Origin of the sequence: Pseudoscardovia radai (assembly GCF_002259605.1) — a bacterium.
GTDB classification, from domain to species: Bacteria; Actinomycetota; Actinomycetes; order Actinomycetales; family Bifidobacteriaceae; genus Pseudoscardovia; species Pseudoscardovia radai.
Genome location: NZ_MWWR01000015.1, coordinates 1 through 16,747, shown reverse-complemented (window position 1 = coordinate 16,747; position 16,747 = coordinate 1). Strand labels below are relative to the sequence as shown.

Annotated in this window: 10 protein-coding genes; 8 read left to right on the top strand and 2 right to left on the bottom strand. The window is 67.2% G+C overall.

Going from position 1 to position 16,747, the window contains the following annotated elements:
* Positions 1–37: 37 nt before the first annotated feature.
* From PSRA_RS09685 to PSRA_RS07225, 4 genes are all read left to right on the top strand, one after another.
* Positions 38–1,546: an aggregation-promoting factor C-terminal-like domain-containing protein gene (locus PSRA_RS09685; protein ID WP_094661233.1), complete on the top strand. Its 1,509-nt coding sequence runs from the start codon at positions 38–40 to the stop codon at positions 1,544–1,546.
* A 41-nt stretch (positions 1,547–1,587) separates the two neighbouring features.
* Complete coding sequence (gene rsmA, locus PSRA_RS07235; RefSeq protein ID WP_094661249.1) at positions 1,588–2,628, top strand: 16S rRNA (adenine(1518)-N(6)/adenine(1519)-N(6))-dimethyltransferase RsmA; 1,041 nt, start codon at positions 1,588–1,590, stop codon at positions 2,626–2,628.
* Entirely contained in the window at positions 2,625–3,605 is a 981-nt protein-coding gene (locus tag PSRA_RS07230; RefSeq protein WP_094661232.1) for a 4-(cytidine 5'-diphospho)-2-C-methyl-D-erythritol kinase, read from the top strand. Before rsmA ends, PSRA_RS07230 begins: the two co-directional genes overlap by 4 nt.
* 98 nt (positions 3,606–3,703) lie before the next feature.
* On the top strand, positions 3,704–4,432 hold the full coding sequence (locus tag PSRA_RS07225) for a LytR C-terminal domain-containing protein (protein WP_094661231.1): 729 nt from the start codon (positions 3,704–3,706) through the stop codon (positions 4,430–4,432).
* A 111-nt stretch (positions 4,433–4,543) separates the two neighbouring features.
* On the opposite strand, the gene PSRA_RS07220 is transcribed toward PSRA_RS07225, so the two are convergent.
* The gene (locus tag PSRA_RS07220) at positions 4,544–6,007 is read right to left on the bottom strand and encodes a CCA tRNA nucleotidyltransferase (RefSeq protein WP_094661230.1); all 1,464 of its coding nucleotides are present in this window, start codon (positions 6,005–6,007) and stop codon (positions 4,544–4,546) included.
* Between the two features lie 79 nt (positions 6,008–6,086).
* Here PSRA_RS07220 and PSRA_RS07215 point away from each other — a divergent pair, with 79 nt between their 5' ends.
* The 4 genes from PSRA_RS07215 to PSRA_RS09405 all read left to right on the top strand — a co-directional run bounded on the left by PSRA_RS07215 (position 6,087) and on the right by PSRA_RS09405 (position 14,824).
* Positions 6,087–6,992 (top strand): NUDIX hydrolase, encoded by a 906-nt coding sequence (locus tag PSRA_RS07215; RefSeq protein ID WP_094661229.1) that lies wholly within the window; start codon positions 6,087–6,089, stop codon positions 6,990–6,992.
* A complete protein-coding gene (locus PSRA_RS07210; RefSeq protein ID WP_094661228.1) occupies positions 6,989–9,424 on the top strand; it encodes a DUF6049 family protein in 2,436 nt (811 codons plus the stop codon). The genes PSRA_RS07215 and PSRA_RS07210 overlap by 4 nt, the downstream gene beginning before the upstream one ends.
* Entirely contained in the window at positions 9,421–12,414 is a 2,994-nt protein-coding gene (gene murJ / locus PSRA_RS07205; protein ID WP_094661227.1) for a murein biosynthesis integral membrane protein MurJ, read from the top strand. Before PSRA_RS07210 ends, murJ begins: the two co-directional genes overlap by 4 nt.
* Before the next feature lie 115 nt (positions 12,415–12,529).
* Entirely contained in the window at positions 12,530–14,824 is a 2,295-nt protein-coding gene (locus PSRA_RS09405; protein WP_094661226.1) for a protein kinase family protein, read from the top strand.
* A 216-nt stretch (positions 14,825–15,040) separates the two neighbouring features.
* Here the strand turns inward: PSRA_RS09405 and PSRA_RS07195 are convergent.
* A partial coding sequence (locus PSRA_RS07195) for a putative Ig domain-containing protein (protein WP_211280504.1) occupies positions 15,041–16,747 on the bottom strand: 1,707 nt, incomplete at its 5' end.

Here is a 16,747-nt window from a genome sequence, read left to right as displayed (position 1 = left end):
GTAGCCACCCCTCGAAACCCCACGCAAAGGAGGTCGCATGCAGCCGTCACGACGCACGCGCCGCGCACGCGTTGCGCGAATCGCGCTCTCCGTGGTCGTCGTCTGCGCCATGCTCGCGGCCACGTTCTTCGTCCAGACCCGCAAGGCCGTCGCGCTGACGGTCAACGGCGAGACGCGGAACGTGGTCACGTACGCCACGAACGTCAACCGCCTTCTCGCCGACGAGAACATCACCGTCGCCACGCATGACATCGTCACTTCGACGCATGACGGCGCCTTGGCGAACGGAGACACGGTGACGTACTGCCAGGCCTTCGAATCCACCCTCGTCATCAACGGCGCGCAGGTGCCGTTCTGGACCTGCGCGTCCAGCGCGCAGCAGCTGCTCGACTACTTCAGCCAGAACGAGCGCGACGCCATGTCGATCAAGGTGAACGTCTCGAATATCTACAACCAGATCACGGGCGGCTTCCTGGTCAGCGACAGCGGCCCGGTGACGGTGATCGCCGACGGCAAGACCACGGTGATCCCCGAGGGCAACCACACGGCCGCCTCGCTGCTCGACGCGAGCGGCGTAACCGTGGGCCCCGACGACCTCGTGACGGTGGAAGACGACGATGGCACCACCGTGCTGCGCATCCAGCGCGTCACCTATGGCACCACCACGCAGGACGTGACGACGCCGTATTCCACGCAGTACGTCACCGATGCCTCGCTGCAGCCGGGCGAGCAGAAGGTCGAGCAGGCGGGCCAGGACGGCATCGTCACGCAGACGCTGCGCGTGACGTATATCGACGGCGTGGCGTCGAGCAGCACGGTGGTCTCGCAGACGCAGACGCAGATCGAGGTCGACGAGATCATCGGCGTGGGGCCGGCGCAGCCCGATCCGGAGCCGTCGAGTTCCGACGATTCCAGCTCCGGCAGCTCCTCCGATTCCGCGAGTTCCGACGATTCAAACGCCAGCGTGGCCCCCAGCTCGCCCGACACGCCGACGGCCACCCCCACCGAGGAACCCTCCGACACGCCGACCGAGGACCCCAGCCCGAGCGACACGCCGACCGAGGACCCGTCACCGTCCCCATCCGACGCGCCGACGCAGGATCCCACGCCCGAGCCGAGCCCGGCGCAAACCACCGACCCCGGCAACGGCAGCTCCAGCAACTCCGGCACCTCCGACAACAACAACTCCAACTCCGACAACACCAACTCCGGCACCTCCGACCCGTCGGGCACCGTGTGGCACGCGACAGTGGCGGAAGCCAAGGCCTACGCCCGCGCCGCCATGGCCGCCTACGGCTGGACGAGCGACGACGAATGGAACGCGCTCGAGAACCTGTGGACGCGCGAATCCGGCTGGCGCTGGGACGCCGACAACCCCTCGTCAAGCGCCTACGGCATCCCGCAGGCCCTGCCCGGCAGCAAAATGGGCACCGGCTGGCATGACAACGCCGCGGTGCAGATCTCGTGGGGCCTGAGCTACATTCGCCAGGTCTATGGAAGCCCAAGCAACGCATGGAGAATCTGGCAGATCAGAAAATGGTACTGATGAGCAATAGCGCTGACAATACGATGACTCCGCCCGTCCACATGGACGCGGCGGCCGATACCGACGCGGGCACCGCGTCCGCGAGCGCGACGGCGCAATCGTCGCAACCCGCCGCGGCCGCGCAACCTGCCACCCAACCCGCCCACCGCCTTCTCGGCGCGGCCGACATCCGCGAGATCGCGCAGGAGGCTGGCATCACGCCGACGAAGAAGTTCGGCCAGAACTTCGTCATCGACCCCGGCACCGTGCGCCGCATCGTGCACGAGGCCGGCGTGTCGCCCGACGGCACGGTGATGGAGGTCGGCCCCGGCCTCGGCTCGCTGACCCTGGGTCTGCTCGAAACCGGCGCACGCGTCGTGGCCGTCGAAATCGACCCGCCGCTCGCCGAGCGCCTGCCGCGCACCGTCGCCCGCTTCCAGCCCGACAACGCGCCGCATCTGACCGTCGTCACGCATGACGCGCTCACCATCGACCCGGCCGACCCCGCCTTCCGCGCCGCCACTGGGCTCGACGCATCGTCGCGCTTCCAGCTCGTGGCGAACCTGCCGTACAACGTGGCCACGCCTATCGTGCTGACGCTGCTGCAGCGTTTCCAAGGGCTCGACTCGTTCCTCGTCATGGTGCAGAAGGAGGTCGCCGACCGCCTGAGCGCCACGCCGGGCAGCAAGATCTATGGCGCGCCGTCGGTGAAGCTCGCGTGGTACGGCACCACGCGCAAGGCCGGCATCGTGGGGCGCAACGTGTTCTGGCCCGCGCCGCATGTCGATTCCGCGCTTGTGGGCTTCACGCGCGTCAGCACGCCCGAACGCCGCGACGAGGCGCTGCGCACGCGCGTTTTCTCGCTGATCGACATGGCTTTCGGGCAGCGCCGCAAAACGCTGCATGCCGCGCTACGCAAGGCGGTTCCCGGCGAGGCGTTCGCGGCCGCGGGAATCGACGGGCAGCGCCGCGGGGAAACGCTGACGATCGACGATTTCATCGCCCTCGCGCGCGCCTGCGAGGCGATCGACGATGGCCCCGCCGCACCCGCGCCGTCCGCGAACACGAACGCACCCGCGTCCGCACCACAGGAGGCACGATGAGCCGCTTCACATTCATGTACCGATGCCCGGCGAAGATCAACCTGGAGCTGCGCGTCAGGAAACGGCGGCATCCCGAATGGGGCAACCGCCACGAGCTCGACACGATCTACTGCGGCGTGGGTCTGTACGATTACGTCAGCGCCGAGGCGCGAGACGAAGGCGCCGGACTCGTACTCGTACTGCCAAACAACAAGGAGAACCCGCGCCCCGCACCGGGAAGCCCGGAATTCGAATCGAATCTCGTGATCCGCGCCGCCCGGGCGCTGGCCGAGGCCTGCCACGTCTCCCCCGATGCCATGATCCGGCTCGAGAAGAACATCCCCGTCGCCGCAGGGCTCGGCGGCGGCTCCTCGGATGCCGCCGGAACGCTGGTCGCCCTGTTCCACGCATGGGGCGAGGCCGGGAAGTTCGACGCCCCCGGCGCCATCGTGCCCGGCGGCGACATGCTTATGTCGATTGCCGCGAACCTGGGCGCCGATATCCCGTTCTTCCTCGGCAGCATCGACGAATCCGGCCTCGCGCACGGCACCGGCTACGGCGAGAAAGTGGAGTACTACCACCCGGCCAGGCCCACCTGGCCGCGCCCGGCCGACCCGGAATGGGAGAAGTGGGCTCCGAAGGCCGTGGCCCTGGCGATGTATGACGATGGCCTGAGCACGGCCGATGTGTACCGGCGCTTCGACGAAATCGGGTCAACCCCCGGCAACCGCAACGATTTGCAGCGCGCCGCGCTCGACCTGCACCCCCGCTCCGCCGATGCCATCCGCAGCGCCCAATCGGATTTCGGCATCATGAGCGCCTTCATCTCCGGCTCCGGCCCCACGGTGGCGGCACTGTGCTCGTCTATCGGCGAGGCCTGGCAGCTGGCCGAGTATTGGTCGCGATACCATATGGCGGACCGCACCGCGAGCGTGACGGCGCCGGACACCATGTGGCCGCTGCCGCTGGAGAATCCGAATTTCGAGAGGAACTACTGACATCGCCTGCCGCGAACCTCGGCGCCGCATCATCGCGGCGCCATCGTCAGGTTTTCTCGTTAGACTGAACGCGAACGCAATCGATAGAAGGTTGGGACATGGCCGGACGTATTTCCAGCAACGAGCGCGAGGCGCGCAAGCTTTTCGTGCACGACAGGCACCGCATGGCAATCACCATCGCCATCGCCATCCTCGTGCTGGCGCTTGTTATCAGCATTCCCACGGCCGCGGGCCTGTTCGACAAAACCTCGGAGGCCGAGGCGGTGCCGAACTACGGCGTCACCGCACCCTGCGTGGCCACGGGAACCGCCGCCGTCGACCCCAGCAAAATCACGGTGCGTGTGCTCAACGGCACCGATAAATCGGGCCTCGCGACGGCCGTCGCCTCCGAGCTGCAAAGCCGTGGATTCATCAACCAGGGTGTCGACAACTTCCCCGACGGCGTTATCGACCGCACCGAGATTCGCTTCGGCAAGAACGCCGTGGCCGAGGCCTACACGCTCCTGGGCCATTTCAACGACGCCATCCTGCGCATGGATGACCGTCAGGACGCGCTGATCGACGTGGTTATCGGCGAGAGTTTCTACGATTTGCTCGACACCGACCAGGTCACCACCCTTCCCGGTTCCACGCTGGAAAGCATCAAAGGCTGCGTGTCCGCCGATTCGATAACCGACCTTCCGACCGCCGTCGCCCACACCGAGGTTGCGGTGGGCAGCACCGCCGGCAGCGGCACCGCGGGTGACGCGCTTCCGAGCGACGCCCAGTCCGCCGCCGCCGAGTCCGGCGAGGACGGCTCCTCCTCCGACGCCTCCTCGAGCCAGTAAAACCCATAACACCGGTACGGCTTCCGGACAAAAATCCACGATTTTAGGGCTCAAACCGCCCGAAAATGTCCGCAAGCCGCACCACTGTCCAGGAAGCGCCGGCTCCGGCACTCAGTCCGCGCTGGCTTCGGCCTCCGCGCTGGTTCCAGCGCCCGCCGCGCCGCCTTCCTCGTTCCACCAGCGCAGGAGCTCCTCGCGGGCCGTGGCCTCGTCGACGGGGCCGTTATCAAGGCGGTAGTCGAGCATATGCTTGTACGCCTTGCCCACAAGCGGGCCGGGTTCGATTCCGAGAATCTGCATGATCTGCCCGCCGTTGAGATCGGGGCGGATCGCGTCGAAATCCTCCTGCTTCTTGAGCTCGATAACGCGCGCCTCGAGGTCGTCCATGGCGGCGGAGAACATGCGCTCCTTGTTTTTGTTCGCGGTGGTCGCGTCGGCGCGCGTCAGGCGGTTGAGCCTGTCGTACAGATGCCCCGCGTCCTTGACGTAGCGGCGCACCGCTGCGTCGGTCCAGCGCTCGTCCACATAACCGTGGAAGCGCAGGTGCATGGCCACGAGGTCGCTGACGTCCTCGACGATGTGGTGGTCGAAGCGCAGCGCCTTGAGACGCTTGCGCGTCATGCGGGCGCCGACGAGATCGTGCTGGTAGAAGCTCACCTTGCCGCCGGCTTCGAAACGTCGCGTCTTCGGCTTGCCCACGTCGTGCATGATGGCGGCGAGGCGCAGCTCGAGGTCGGGTGCGGGCACGGGGCCGTCGGCGTCGGTTTCAAGCGCCATGGCGCGCTCAAGCACCATCATGGTGTGGCCGAACACATCCTTGTGGCGGTGGTGTTCGTCGATCTCGAGGTGCAACGCCGGCAGTTCGGGAAGCACGATATCCGCCAGGCCGGAGTCCACAAGGGCCTCGAGGCCGGAGCGCGGGTCGTCGGCGAGAAGAAGCTTGGTGAGTTCGTCGCGCACGCGTTCCGCCGACACGATGCGGATGCGGTCGGCCATGCGCTCGATGGCCTCGGCGGTGTCGGGCTCGATGGTGAATCCGAGCTGCGCCACGAAGCGCACGGCGCGCATCATGCGCAGGGGGTCGTCGTCAAACGATTGCTCCGGCGAAACGGGCGTGCGCAGAACGCCTTTGTGCAGGTCGTCGGCACCGCCGAAGGGATCGACGAATTCGAGGTCGGGCACGCGCAGCGCCATGGCGTTGACGGTGAAATCACGACGCGACAGATCGCCTTCGAGGGAGTCACCGTAGTTGACCTCGGGCTTGCGCGAGTCCGGGTTGTAGGTGTCGGAGCGGTACGTCGTGACCTCGACGCTGACCTCGGTTCCGTCGGGAAGGCGACGCACCGCGCCGAGAGTGCCGAATTTGCGACCCATATCCCAGAACCCGCCGTTCCCGAAACGCCGGAGAATCGGCTCGAATTCCTCAGGACGCGCCGAAGTGCAGAAATCGAGGTCGTGGGACTTCCTGTGCAGGAGCAGATCGCGCACCGGACCGCCGACCAGCGCCAGCTCGTAGCCCTTCTCCTTGAACAGCTTTCCCAGCTCAATCGCCACAGGGGAGACATCGAATCCCACGGCTGACCTTCCTTCCTTGAATAGCTTCTCATAGCTTACCGTTACCCCATACGCACAACTTCTGGATAAAGTAGGGGGTATGACTACGCCGGGAGATGTCGCGCGAATGCTTCGCCATGCCAATTCTCGGCCGAAGTATGCCCTCGGGACGGTTCCGACGATGCAGGACGGCGTGCCCTCCCGGCTGCGCCCGCTGTACAGTTCGCAAACCCCGAGGAACCAGCAGAATCCCCAGCAGCCCACGCACGGCGACGCCAACGCCTCTCCCGGCGCGTCGCCCGCGCAGCCCGCCGCGATGGATCACGATTCCCCCGCCGCGCATTCCGCGCGTGCCGGGCACGCAAACCCCGGGCACACGACCCCGGCACCGCACGGCGCGCAACACGCCGCAAAACCCTCGCCGTCGCCGCATGCCCACGCCCTGTCGACGCGAGCGCAATCGTCTTCATCGTCGCGCTCCCCGCACCCGGTTACGCCCGCCGTCATGGCGCGCCGCCGCGGCTCGCAGACCCGCGTGTCGTCCTTCGCGGCGCTCGAAGGGCATGAGGAGCTCCCCGTCGTGCGCGAATACTCCGCCGGCGGCCTGATCTTCGACGAACTCGGCCGCGTGGCCGTCATCGCGCGTCATTCGCGTTCCGGCCACCTCGAGTGGTGCCTGCCCAAGGGGCATATCGAGAAAGGCGAGACACCCGAGCAGACGGCCGTGCGCGAAGTGCATGAGGAAACCGGCATCGAGGGCGAAATCGTCGAATCCATCGCCACCATCGACTACTGGTTCACCGGCACCACGCAGCGCATCCACAAGCTCGTGCACCATTTTGCGCTGCGCATGACGGGTGGTGAGCTGACGGTGGACGGCGACCCCGACCACGAGGCCGAGGACGTGCGCTGGATCGCCTTCGACGATCTCGACAACGTCCTGAGCTACCCGAATGAACGACGCATCGCCTCCATGTATGCGAGAAAGCGCAAGAACCGCGAATGAGGACGACAGCCTTCCGGACCATCATGGCGTTTGTCAGCTGTGTGGCCCTCGTCTGCGCCGTCATCGCCACCGGTGCCCCCTGGAGCCTGCCCGGCCTCGCCGCCCTGCAGGCCGCCCCGGCATACGCCGAGGGCTCCGAGGGCAGTGGCACCGACGGCGATAACAGCGACGGCACCAACGGCGGCATAACCGACGATTCCACCGCCTTCACCGTCGCCGACGGCGCTTCGAGCACATCGGCCTCCGACGCCACGGCATCGCTGACCATCACGGCATCCACGCCGATCGTCGGCCCGGCAGACTCCACCACGGCGCCGACCGCGTATTCGCTGACCGTCACCGTCTCGAACCCCACGGATACCGCCATCGACGCGGGCACCGTGGAGGCAAGCATGAACCCGGATGTGGCGTTCTCCACCACCGAAGACATGCAGTCGTGGGCCGAGGGCGCGCTTGGCATCTGGGCCGCGGGCGTTATCGCCACGGCCGACGTGGGCCGCCTCGAGCCCGGCGCCTCGCAGACGGTGACGCTGACGAACGGCACGTCGGAATACCCCTTCAACGAATGTTCGGGTTTCGGCGCGCGCCCGGTTCTCGTAAGCTTCGACAGCGACGATGGCGCCACGCATCTGGAGTCGCACACCTTCGTGACCTACGATGACGAATCCGCGCTGTCCGGCAGCGGCAGCAGCGACGGCAGCACCGGCGACGGCACTTCCGACGATTCCGCCGCCTCCCGCGTGACGCTTGCCATCGCGGCCCCCGTCACCGCGCAATCGTGGACGACGGACAGCGACACCCTCGCCTCCGTCACCGCCGCCCGCGAGGGCTCCGACCTCTTCTCCGTCACCTCACCGCAGCTCACGCCGCTGGCCTCCGCCGCCATCGACGCCAAGGCGAAGCATACCGAGATTTCGCTTGTCTCCGACCCGCTGTGCCTGGGCTCCGTCAGCTCCCAGGGCGCCGCCGCAAGCGCCGCGATGCAGCCGGCCGCCGCGGATATCACGGCCATGGCGCAGACCTCCTCCGATTGGTCGGCCGCGGGCATCGATTCGGACTCCGTGTCGGCCGCGAGCGCCGCGAACCTCGCTCAGTCCGGCTCCGGCTCGCAGAACGGCGCACAGTCCGGCTCCGCCGCCCCGTCCGCCTCCGGCACCGACTCCGCCCAGCCCGCGCAATCCGCCCCGCTCGAATCCATCGCGTGGCAAGGCCGCGGCTCGTGGACGGCCGCATCGCTCGGCTACGCGCATGACGCCGGCTATTCCACAGTGGTGTCGACATCCGGCAACACGGGCACCGACAGGGATTCCTACGCAGCCGTGGCATCGGCCGGCACCGCATCGGGCTCGGTGACGGTTCTGAACGCGGAATCCACGATGTCGTCGCTGCTGTCGGGGCAGGCGAGCTCCGACCAGGCGGACGGCGAAACGACGGCAAGCGGCCGCATCAACCGTCTCATCGCCCAGAGCGCTCTCGGTCTGGCGTCCGACGGCTCCGCGCTCTCGCCGCTCCGCCCCGCATCCGACGATTCGGCGAACGGCTACACGCGCCTGTTCGTGGCGCTGTCCGACGCCGCGAGCGCCACCAACGATGACCTCGACGCCATGCTGTCGGCCCTGGAGTCGGCCCACTGGGTGTCCTTCCAATCGCTTGACGATTTCATCGCCTCCGCACCGGCGGCAACCGCCTCCATTCCCACCGACACGGGCCTCGACCAGAGCGAATCCGCCTACCTCTCCTCCACCGCGACCGCCCTCGCCTCCTCCCGCACGTCGATGTCGCGCTTCTTCACCTCCGTCATCGACCCCGAGAAGGGGCAGAACACCGACCCCTCGCAAGACAATCCGCAGGCCCTGTCGCGCCAGGACGCGCAGCAGACCGCGCATATCAGCGACAACGCCCAGGTCTGGGAAACCGACCTCACCACGCTGCACACCCTCTACGGCCTGCATGCGCTCGACATCTCCATCACCGACGGTGCCGCCGCCACGAAGGACGCCGAGAACCTCGCGAGCGGCCTGTTCGCCAACGTGAGCATCCAGCAGCCCAACTCCGTGGTCATGATGAGCACCACGGCGAGCCTGCCGGTCACCATCGTCAATAACACGCCCTACCCTGTCACGGTATCGGTGGACGCGCGGTCCGGCGCCACGATTCTGTCGGTCGAAGATTCCGACAGCATCACGGTCGCCGGCCGCAGCGAACAGCAGGTCACGCTGCCGCTCACCGCATACTCCAGCGGCTCCACCTACGTGGGGCTGCGCCTGCTCGACGCCCAGGGCGCGCCGTTCAACAGCGAGCTGACGGTCACCGTCTCGAATTCGCTGCGCCTGAACGACCAGCTGGGCTACGGCATCATCGCCTTCGCCGTCCTCCTCACCATCGGTGGACTGTGGCGCCAATTCCATCGAAAGAAAGACACGGATTCATGAGTTCTTCGGTCGGACGCAACTCCGCGGTCATGGCCATGGGAACGCTGGCTTCCCGCATCACCGGTCAGATCCGCACGATTCTGCTCGCCGCCGCCGTCGGCACGACGGGCATCGCCGCGAACGCCTACCAGACGGGTTCCACGATTCCGCAGGTGCTGTTCACCGTGCTGTCGGGAGGCGTGTTCAACGCCGTGCTCGTGCCGCAGATCGTGCGCACGCTCAAAGACAAAAACGCCAAGGAGCAACTCGACAAACTCATCACCTTCGCCGTCGTGCTGCTGTTCGGCGTCACCGTGGTCATGATGGGCTGCTCGTCGTTCTTCACGGCCATCTACCTCGACTCAAGCTGGACCGGCGCCCAGCGCGCCCTCGCGAACTCATTCACGCTGTGGTGCATGCCGCAGATCTTCTTCTACGGCCTGTACACGGTGCTCGGGCAGATCCTCGCCGCGCAGAACCGCTTCGGCGCGTACGCATGGAGCTCCACCGGCGCGAACCTCATCAGCTGCGCGGGCTTCGTGGCGTTCATAGCCCTGTATGGCAACGCCTCGCGCCAGCCCATGGATTTCTGGACCTCCGACAAAATCGCGCTGCTCGCAGGCGCGTGGACGCTCGGCGTCGCGTTCCAGGCGCTGGTGCTGTTCATCCCGCTGCTGCGCGCCGGCTACCGCTGGCATTTCCGCCTCGGTGTGCGCGGCATCGGCCTGCGCTCCATGAGCTCGGTGGCCGCATGGAGCCTGGGAATCGTGCTCGTCAACCAGCTCATCGGCATCCTCACCTCCCGCATCACGAACGGCGCCCCGATGCAAGGCGGCGACCCCTACGCCATCGCCGGCAACAGCACCTACCAGAACGCGTTCACGCTGTACATCCTGCCGTACTCGCTGTTCGCCGTATCGATTGCCACGGCCATGTTCCCCCACCTCTCGGCCGACATCGCCGACAACAACCTGCGCAAGGCCGGCCGCGAGCTCTCCGAGACGCTGAGCAACCTCACGCTGATCATCACGTTCTTCACGGTGGCGTACCTGGTGGAGCCCGAGCAGATCACCAGCGCGCTGCTGCCGTCCGTCGCCCCCGCCGAGGTCGGCCTCATCCGCGTTCCGCTGATGATCCTCACCCTCGCCAGCCTGCCGAGCGCCATCTCCCTTGTGCTCGAGCGCACGTTCTACGCCTTCAAGGACGGCCGCACGCCTTTCGTCTATTCCGTGGTGCAGGCGGCGATCCAGGCCATTATCATCCTCGCGGGCGTGCATATGTTCCCGCCCGCCGACTGGGTGGCCGTCGTGTGCACCAGCACCGCGGCCTGCTACCTGCTCACGCTTCCGGTGCTGTTCATCGTCACGCGCCGCCGCTTCACCGAGGGCTTCGACGATCGCCATGTGATCATGAGCGCGAGCCGCACGTTCACGGCCGCCCTGCTGGCGATCGGCGCGGGCCTGCTGCTCAACGGCCTGTTCCGCCGCCTGGGCTGGTCGGTGCTGTCGATCGCGGGAATGTGGTCGCGCTGGCTTACGGCCATCGTGCAGGCGCTGATTATCACGCTGGCAATCGGCGCCGTGTATGCGGGCGTTCTTGCGGCACTGAAGACGCCGGAAATCGTCACCGCCCGGCGCAAGCTTCTCGCCGCGCTCTACCGCCTGTCGCGCGGGCGCCTCGGCGCTCCGACGCCGGAAGGTGCCGGCGAGGACGAGAAAGGCGTTGGCGAGGAGAACGTTGGCGAGGCCGGCGAAAGCGCCGGGAGTATCGACGATGGCTCCGCTGCATCCGACGATGCCGGTGCGAACGGCGCACCGCACACGAAGCCGCGCCGCATTGCGACGAGCGCGCCGCAGGGTTCCGCGCGGCCGCGCCGCATTGTGTCGACGATGGACCCGTCGCCGTTCTACCCCGACGACACCGCCGTGGGCATGGATATCATCCGCGACATCGATATCCAGCGCTACGAGGCCGAGCACCGCAAGGCCGGGCTGCGCGCCGATGCCGGCACGACTGCCGCCGCCGGCATGGATTCCGCGAGCGCCACCGACAACGGCATGCCGAGTTTCACGCCGCGCTCCCCCAAGCATCCGGGAGACACCGCGCATAACGGATACGCAGCCCGCGCATCGTTGGGCTCCCAGAGCACCGTGGTGCTGTACCCCCTGAGCGAGGCCCCCGGCCGCCCGTCTGGCGGCACATCCGACAACGCCACTGGCAACGCCGAACGCAATATGGAGCGTGACTCCACGGCATCGTCAGTTGCGCCGTCTTTTGCGCCGTGGTCATCCGCCACGCCGCGTCCAGCCGTTCCGCGCCCGCCGGCGCCGCCCGCGCCTCCGGCTCCCGCGGCCACGTCAGCGCCCATGCCGGTGCCCGCGCCCGCAGCCGCAACCTCGCCCGAACCGAACGGCTCGTCTGCGCATCCGGTGCAGGCGGTGTCGCTGGATATGCATTTCGGCCCTGGCGCCGGATCCGCTCCACTGGCCGACGCCACCCATGCGCGCCACGCCACCGCTCCTGCTGATGCGCCGTCGCAATCGTCGATATCCGCAGCCGCACCGCCGTCCGCCCAGGCACAGGCGGCCCAGGCGCAGGACACCGCGGCGCCATCGTATTCCCCGGCGCATAAGCCGTCGGAGCATTTCGCGGGCACGCGGTCCGACACGCGCTCCACGCAGTTCGCGCGCATCCTGCGCACGCCGTCGCCGCAGCCGCGCAACTACGACCTCACCGTGCCGCCGCTCGCCGCAACCATGCGCCCCGCGCATCTTCCCGAGCCGAAATTCCCCACGATTCCCGCGAATCTGCTCGGGAACATCGACCACGCCGCGGCGCCGGCCACCGAAAACGGCGATGACGCGACGCCTGACGCCACCGTGCCGAAGGCCGTCACCGAGAACACAACAGGCCATATCGATGCCGGCTCCGCGGCGCCTGCCAACACCGTGACGCCCGCCGACACCAACACCGAAAAGTCAAGAAACGGCAACAACCCGGCGGACCTCTGATGCTTGGAACGGCGGACGGTTACAATGGCCACAGTCATTCGCACGCGTCCGCACCATGCCCGCCAAGGGCATTCCGTCCGGAAACCCGGAAAAGTCCAGTCGAGAGTGATGGAACATGATCTTCAACATCGGCAACACCCTGCTCAGCCGCTACACGCTTGTCTCGCTTCTGCTCGACAAGCCCGGCCTCACGGCCTGGCACGCGCATGACAGCGTGCTCGCCCAGGATTGCCAGCTCTTCATCACCAACCAGAAGTCGACGGCCGAGCAGGTGCAGAACCTCGCCTCGTGGCTCGGCGGCACGCGCAACCCGCATTTCACGCAGGTGCAGCATCTGCACGCCGAGAACAGTGTGTGCGTGGTGGTCACCGACCTCGATGACGGCATGTCGCTGTCCGACTACCTCGCCACCGACGCGCCGATGAGCACCGCCGCCATGCGCACCATCATCGGCTCGGTGACGACGGCCGTCACCGAGCTGCAGGACGCAGGCTTCCAGCATCGTGCGCTCTCCTCGGAATTCGTGCGCCTCGGCCGCCAGCGCATCACCATCGCCGACCTTCCCGTCTCGCCGCTGTTCTCCTACCCGTATCTGGGCCTGTCGGCGAGCGACATCATGCAGAGCACGCAGGCCACGGTGCTGCGCCAGCTCGGCATGCTGCTGTACCAGATGATCACGCGCATGCCGTATATCCCCGGGCAGACCACGTCGAGCTCCACGCTGGACGCGTCGGGCATCGACATCCCCGACGAGTTCCGCATCCTGTGCACGCGCACGCTGGGCCTGCGCGACGACGGCGACGTGATGCCGCCGGTGCCGATTGTGACGATCGACGAGTTCCTGGCGCTGCTCGGCCCATGGAAGCCGGCGTCGTCGCTGACCGACAGGGATATGCTGCTGCCGGCAAGCGCGGTGTCGGAGTCCATCCAGGACGCGACCATCGCCACGATCAGCCGCGAGGACCTTGTGCCGATCCCGGCGTCGATCATGAACTTCGACGCCACGAAATCCGGCCACCAGAACGCACACCGCCGCGCCAACTGGAGCGAGAACCCCCTGTTCCAGCGCGACCAGGTGGAGGACCTCCCCGCCAGCGACACCGCGATGTACGACGAGTTCTCCATCAGCGACACGATGAACGATTCCAGCGTGCGCATGCCGGCCGTCAATCAGCCGATCGCCGATTCCGACACGAACGCGGGATTCGGCATGGGCGGATTCGGCGGCGGCGCTGCTGCAGGTGCCGCGGGTATGGCAGGCGCTGGTGCGGGCGCGAGCGGCGCGCGGAATGCCGCGTCCGGTTCGGTGAATGCACGCCCCACGGTTCCGCTTGATGTGTCGGCTTTCCGCAACGGTTCCGCATCCACGCAGGCGAGCACGATGGCCCTTCCCGCCGATGCGCAGATGACGGTTAACGATGCCCCCACCGCTACGGAGCCCGCGATTCTCACCCGCTCCGACGGCACTCCGGCCGCCGGCAATTCCGCCGCAGGCGCGGCGACCGCGGCATCGTCGAACGCGGCATCGTCGAACTCACCATCGTCAAACGGCGCGCAGCCGCTGGCCAACCTTGCAGCGGGGTCACACTCCACCGATGCGAACGGCGACGCCAGCGCACAATCGGGGTCCGCCGACGGCTCGGCGCGTCCGTCGATCATCCCCGCCACGCAGCCCATCGCCATCCTGCCCACCGTTCCCAATCGTTCCCTCGCGAACCTCGAGAACCGCACGACGCAGTACCAGGAGCAGCACTACCACCACCGTCCTGCGCCGCCGAGCTTCGCGCCGCAGGACGACGCCGAATCGTCCACCACCATGACCGCGATCGGCATCGATGACGAGAACGAGAATAAGGGCGGCCACCGCGCGGCCATCATCACGCTGGTCATCGTGTTCCTCGTGCTGCTGGCGCTGATCGTGTCGGTGGCGACGGGTCTGGTCAAGAACTCGTTCACGGACGACCACTCCGTGTGGCCGAGCGATCTCGCGGCTGCCGGATCGTCGACCGACGAGATGACATCCGAATCGTCGTCCACCACCCAAACCACAACCACAAGCTCCACGCCCACGAACACCACCGCCTACAAGGTGACCGGCATCAACTACCAGCAGAATCCGGCCGGACTCAAGGGCTATGCCTTCGCCGTGACGCTGTCGCAGGCGGAGCCGGTGTCGAAGATCGTCATCTCCTCGAACGCGCAGGGTGGCATGATGTCGATCTATGCGGATTCCGACTTCACCACGCCGCAGAACGGCGCGGCCGTGGCGAGCGGCGCCTTCGACGCGAGCGGAACCACCACGCTGACGCTGACGAAAACAACGACCACGCAGAAGTTCGTCATCTGGATTGACCAGGGCAACTTCCCCACCAACGGCCAGCTCTACATCAACAGCATCACCGTGTACTGATTCATCCGTTTCCCTTTGGAACATCGCCTCAGTGCCTGACACTGAGGCGATGTCTTCTCTCCTGACGCACTGTCTCCTCCCTAGAACAATGCGATGCATACTGTTCCGTTATGCGTGCAGTCACACTCACTCCATAGGGCATGCAAAAAGCCCCACCGCTCGTAGCGGTGGGGCTTTCGCTAACCCGTTGAGGTCAGGAACCGTGGATCACGGTCCTTACTCGGTCACCTTGGTGTCATCGGTATCGGTCGCATCGGTATCGGTGGTGTCCGTATCGGTGTTCTCGGTATCGGTGTCGGTGGCGTCCGTGTCGGTGGTATCCGTCGCGGACTCGGCGGGCAGGGCGTAGAACGCGGTGCCCTCGTCAACCCAGCCGCTGGACACGAGGGAGTTGACCTCGTTCTCGTCGAGGGTGAAGTGGTGCGCGCCCGTCGTGTCGTTCGGGTTGTACAGACGATGCACGGCCACGCCGAAGGACTCGTCGGCCGCATAGCCGGCCACGCCCTCCTGGAGCCAGCCGACCTTGGCGAGCTTGTCGTACTCGTTCTGGTCGGTCGTGTAATGGTGCACGCCGCCGTTCGGGTTGTACAGGCGCCAGATCGGCTTGTCCGACTTCTCCAGGTAGCGCCAGCTCGAGCCCTCCTGCTGCCAGCCGAGCGCGGCCAGCTGGTCGTACTCGTTCTGGTCGGTGGTGAACAGGTGCTCGCCGGTCACCGGGTTGTACACGCGGTACACGGTCTGCGCCGGGATCGCGGCGACGGTGAGCGTCAGCTCGGCCGTCGCGTCCGCGGCCACGCCGTTGCCGGCCTTGACCGTGAGCTTGAACTCACCGGTCTGGGTCGGGGTGCCCTGGATCTTGCCGTCCGCGTAGGTCAGGCCGGCGGGCAGGTCGCCCTCCACCGTGACCGACGGGGCCGGGGAGCCGGTCGCCGTGATGTCGGCCGAGTACGCGGTGTACTGGGTCGCGGCGGGCAGCTCGGTCGTCGTCACGGCCGCGGCCTCGTTCACCGTGAGCGTCAGCGTCTTCGACGCCGCGTCGCCGATGCCGTTCGACGCGGTCACCGTCACCGTCGCGGTGCCGGCCGCCTTCGGGGTGCCGGTGATCTGGCCGTCAGCGTAGGACAGGCCCTCGGGCAGGTCGGACACGACAACCGTCGCGGCCGGGAAGCCGGCCGTCTCGATCTTCTGGCTGTACGCCTGGCCCACGATGCCGTCGGCCAGGGACTCAGTCACGATGGACGCCGGGGCGTTCACCGTCAGCTCGAAGTCCTTCTCGACCTTCTCGCCGATGCCGTTGGACGCGGTCACCGTCACCGTCGCGGTGCCGGCGGCCTTCGGGGTGCCCGTGATCGCGTTCGACACAGCGTCGAACGCGAGGCCCTCGGGCAGGCCGGACACCTCGACCGTCGCGGCCGGGAAGCCGCTGGTCAGGATGGACTGCGTGTACGCCTGGCCCACCGTCGCGTCGGCCAGGGACCCGGTCTCGATGGACGCCGGGGCGTTCACCGTCAGCTTCAGGTCCTTGGACACGGAACCGGCCTTGTTGGAGGCCTTCACCGTCACCGTGAACGCGCCGGACTCGGCCGGGGTGCCCGCGATCTTGCCGTCCTTGTACTCAAGGCCGGCGGGCAGGCCGGAGACCGTCACGTCCGCGGCCGGGGTGCCCGTCACCGTCACGTTCGCCGAGTACTCGACGCCCGTCTGCGCCGCGGCCAGGGACTCCGTCGGGATGGCCGGCGTCTCGTCCACCGTCAGCGTCAGCGTCTTCGGCGCCGCGTCGCCGATGCCGTTGGAAGCCTTGACCGTCACCTTGTACGTGCCGGCCGTCTTCGGGGTGCCCGCGATCTTGCCGTCCTTGTAGGACAGGCCGTCGGGCAGGCCCTCGACCGTGACCGTCGCGGCCGGGAAGCCGGCCGTCTCGAT

Bases quoted from the DNA above. Each gene is read 5' to 3' on its own strand.
- PSRA_RS09685 (WP_094661233.1), top strand. From the start codon at position 38: ATGCAGCCGTCACGACGCACGCGCCGCGCACGCGTTGCGCGAATCGCG.
- rsmA (WP_094661249.1), top strand. From the start codon at position 1,588: ATGGACGCGGCGGCCGATACCGACGCGGGCACCGCGTCCGCGAGCGCG.
- PSRA_RS07230 (WP_094661232.1), top strand. From the start codon at position 2,625: ATGAGCCGCTTCACATTCATGTACCGATGCCCGGCGAAGATCAACCTG.
- PSRA_RS07225 (WP_094661231.1), top strand. From the start codon at position 3,704: ATGGCCGGACGTATTTCCAGCAACGAGCGCGAGGCGCGCAAGCTTTTC.
- PSRA_RS07215 (WP_094661229.1), top strand. From the start codon at position 6,087: ATGACTACGCCGGGAGATGTCGCGCGAATGCTTCGCCATGCCAATTCT.
- PSRA_RS07210 (WP_094661228.1), top strand. From the start codon at position 6,989: ATGAGGACGACAGCCTTCCGGACCATCATGGCGTTTGTCAGCTGTGTG.
- murJ (WP_094661227.1), top strand. From the start codon at position 9,421: ATGAGTTCTTCGGTCGGACGCAACTCCGCGGTCATGGCCATGGGAACG.
- PSRA_RS09405 (WP_094661226.1), top strand. From the start codon at position 12,530: ATGATCTTCAACATCGGCAACACCCTGCTCAGCCGCTACACGCTTGTC.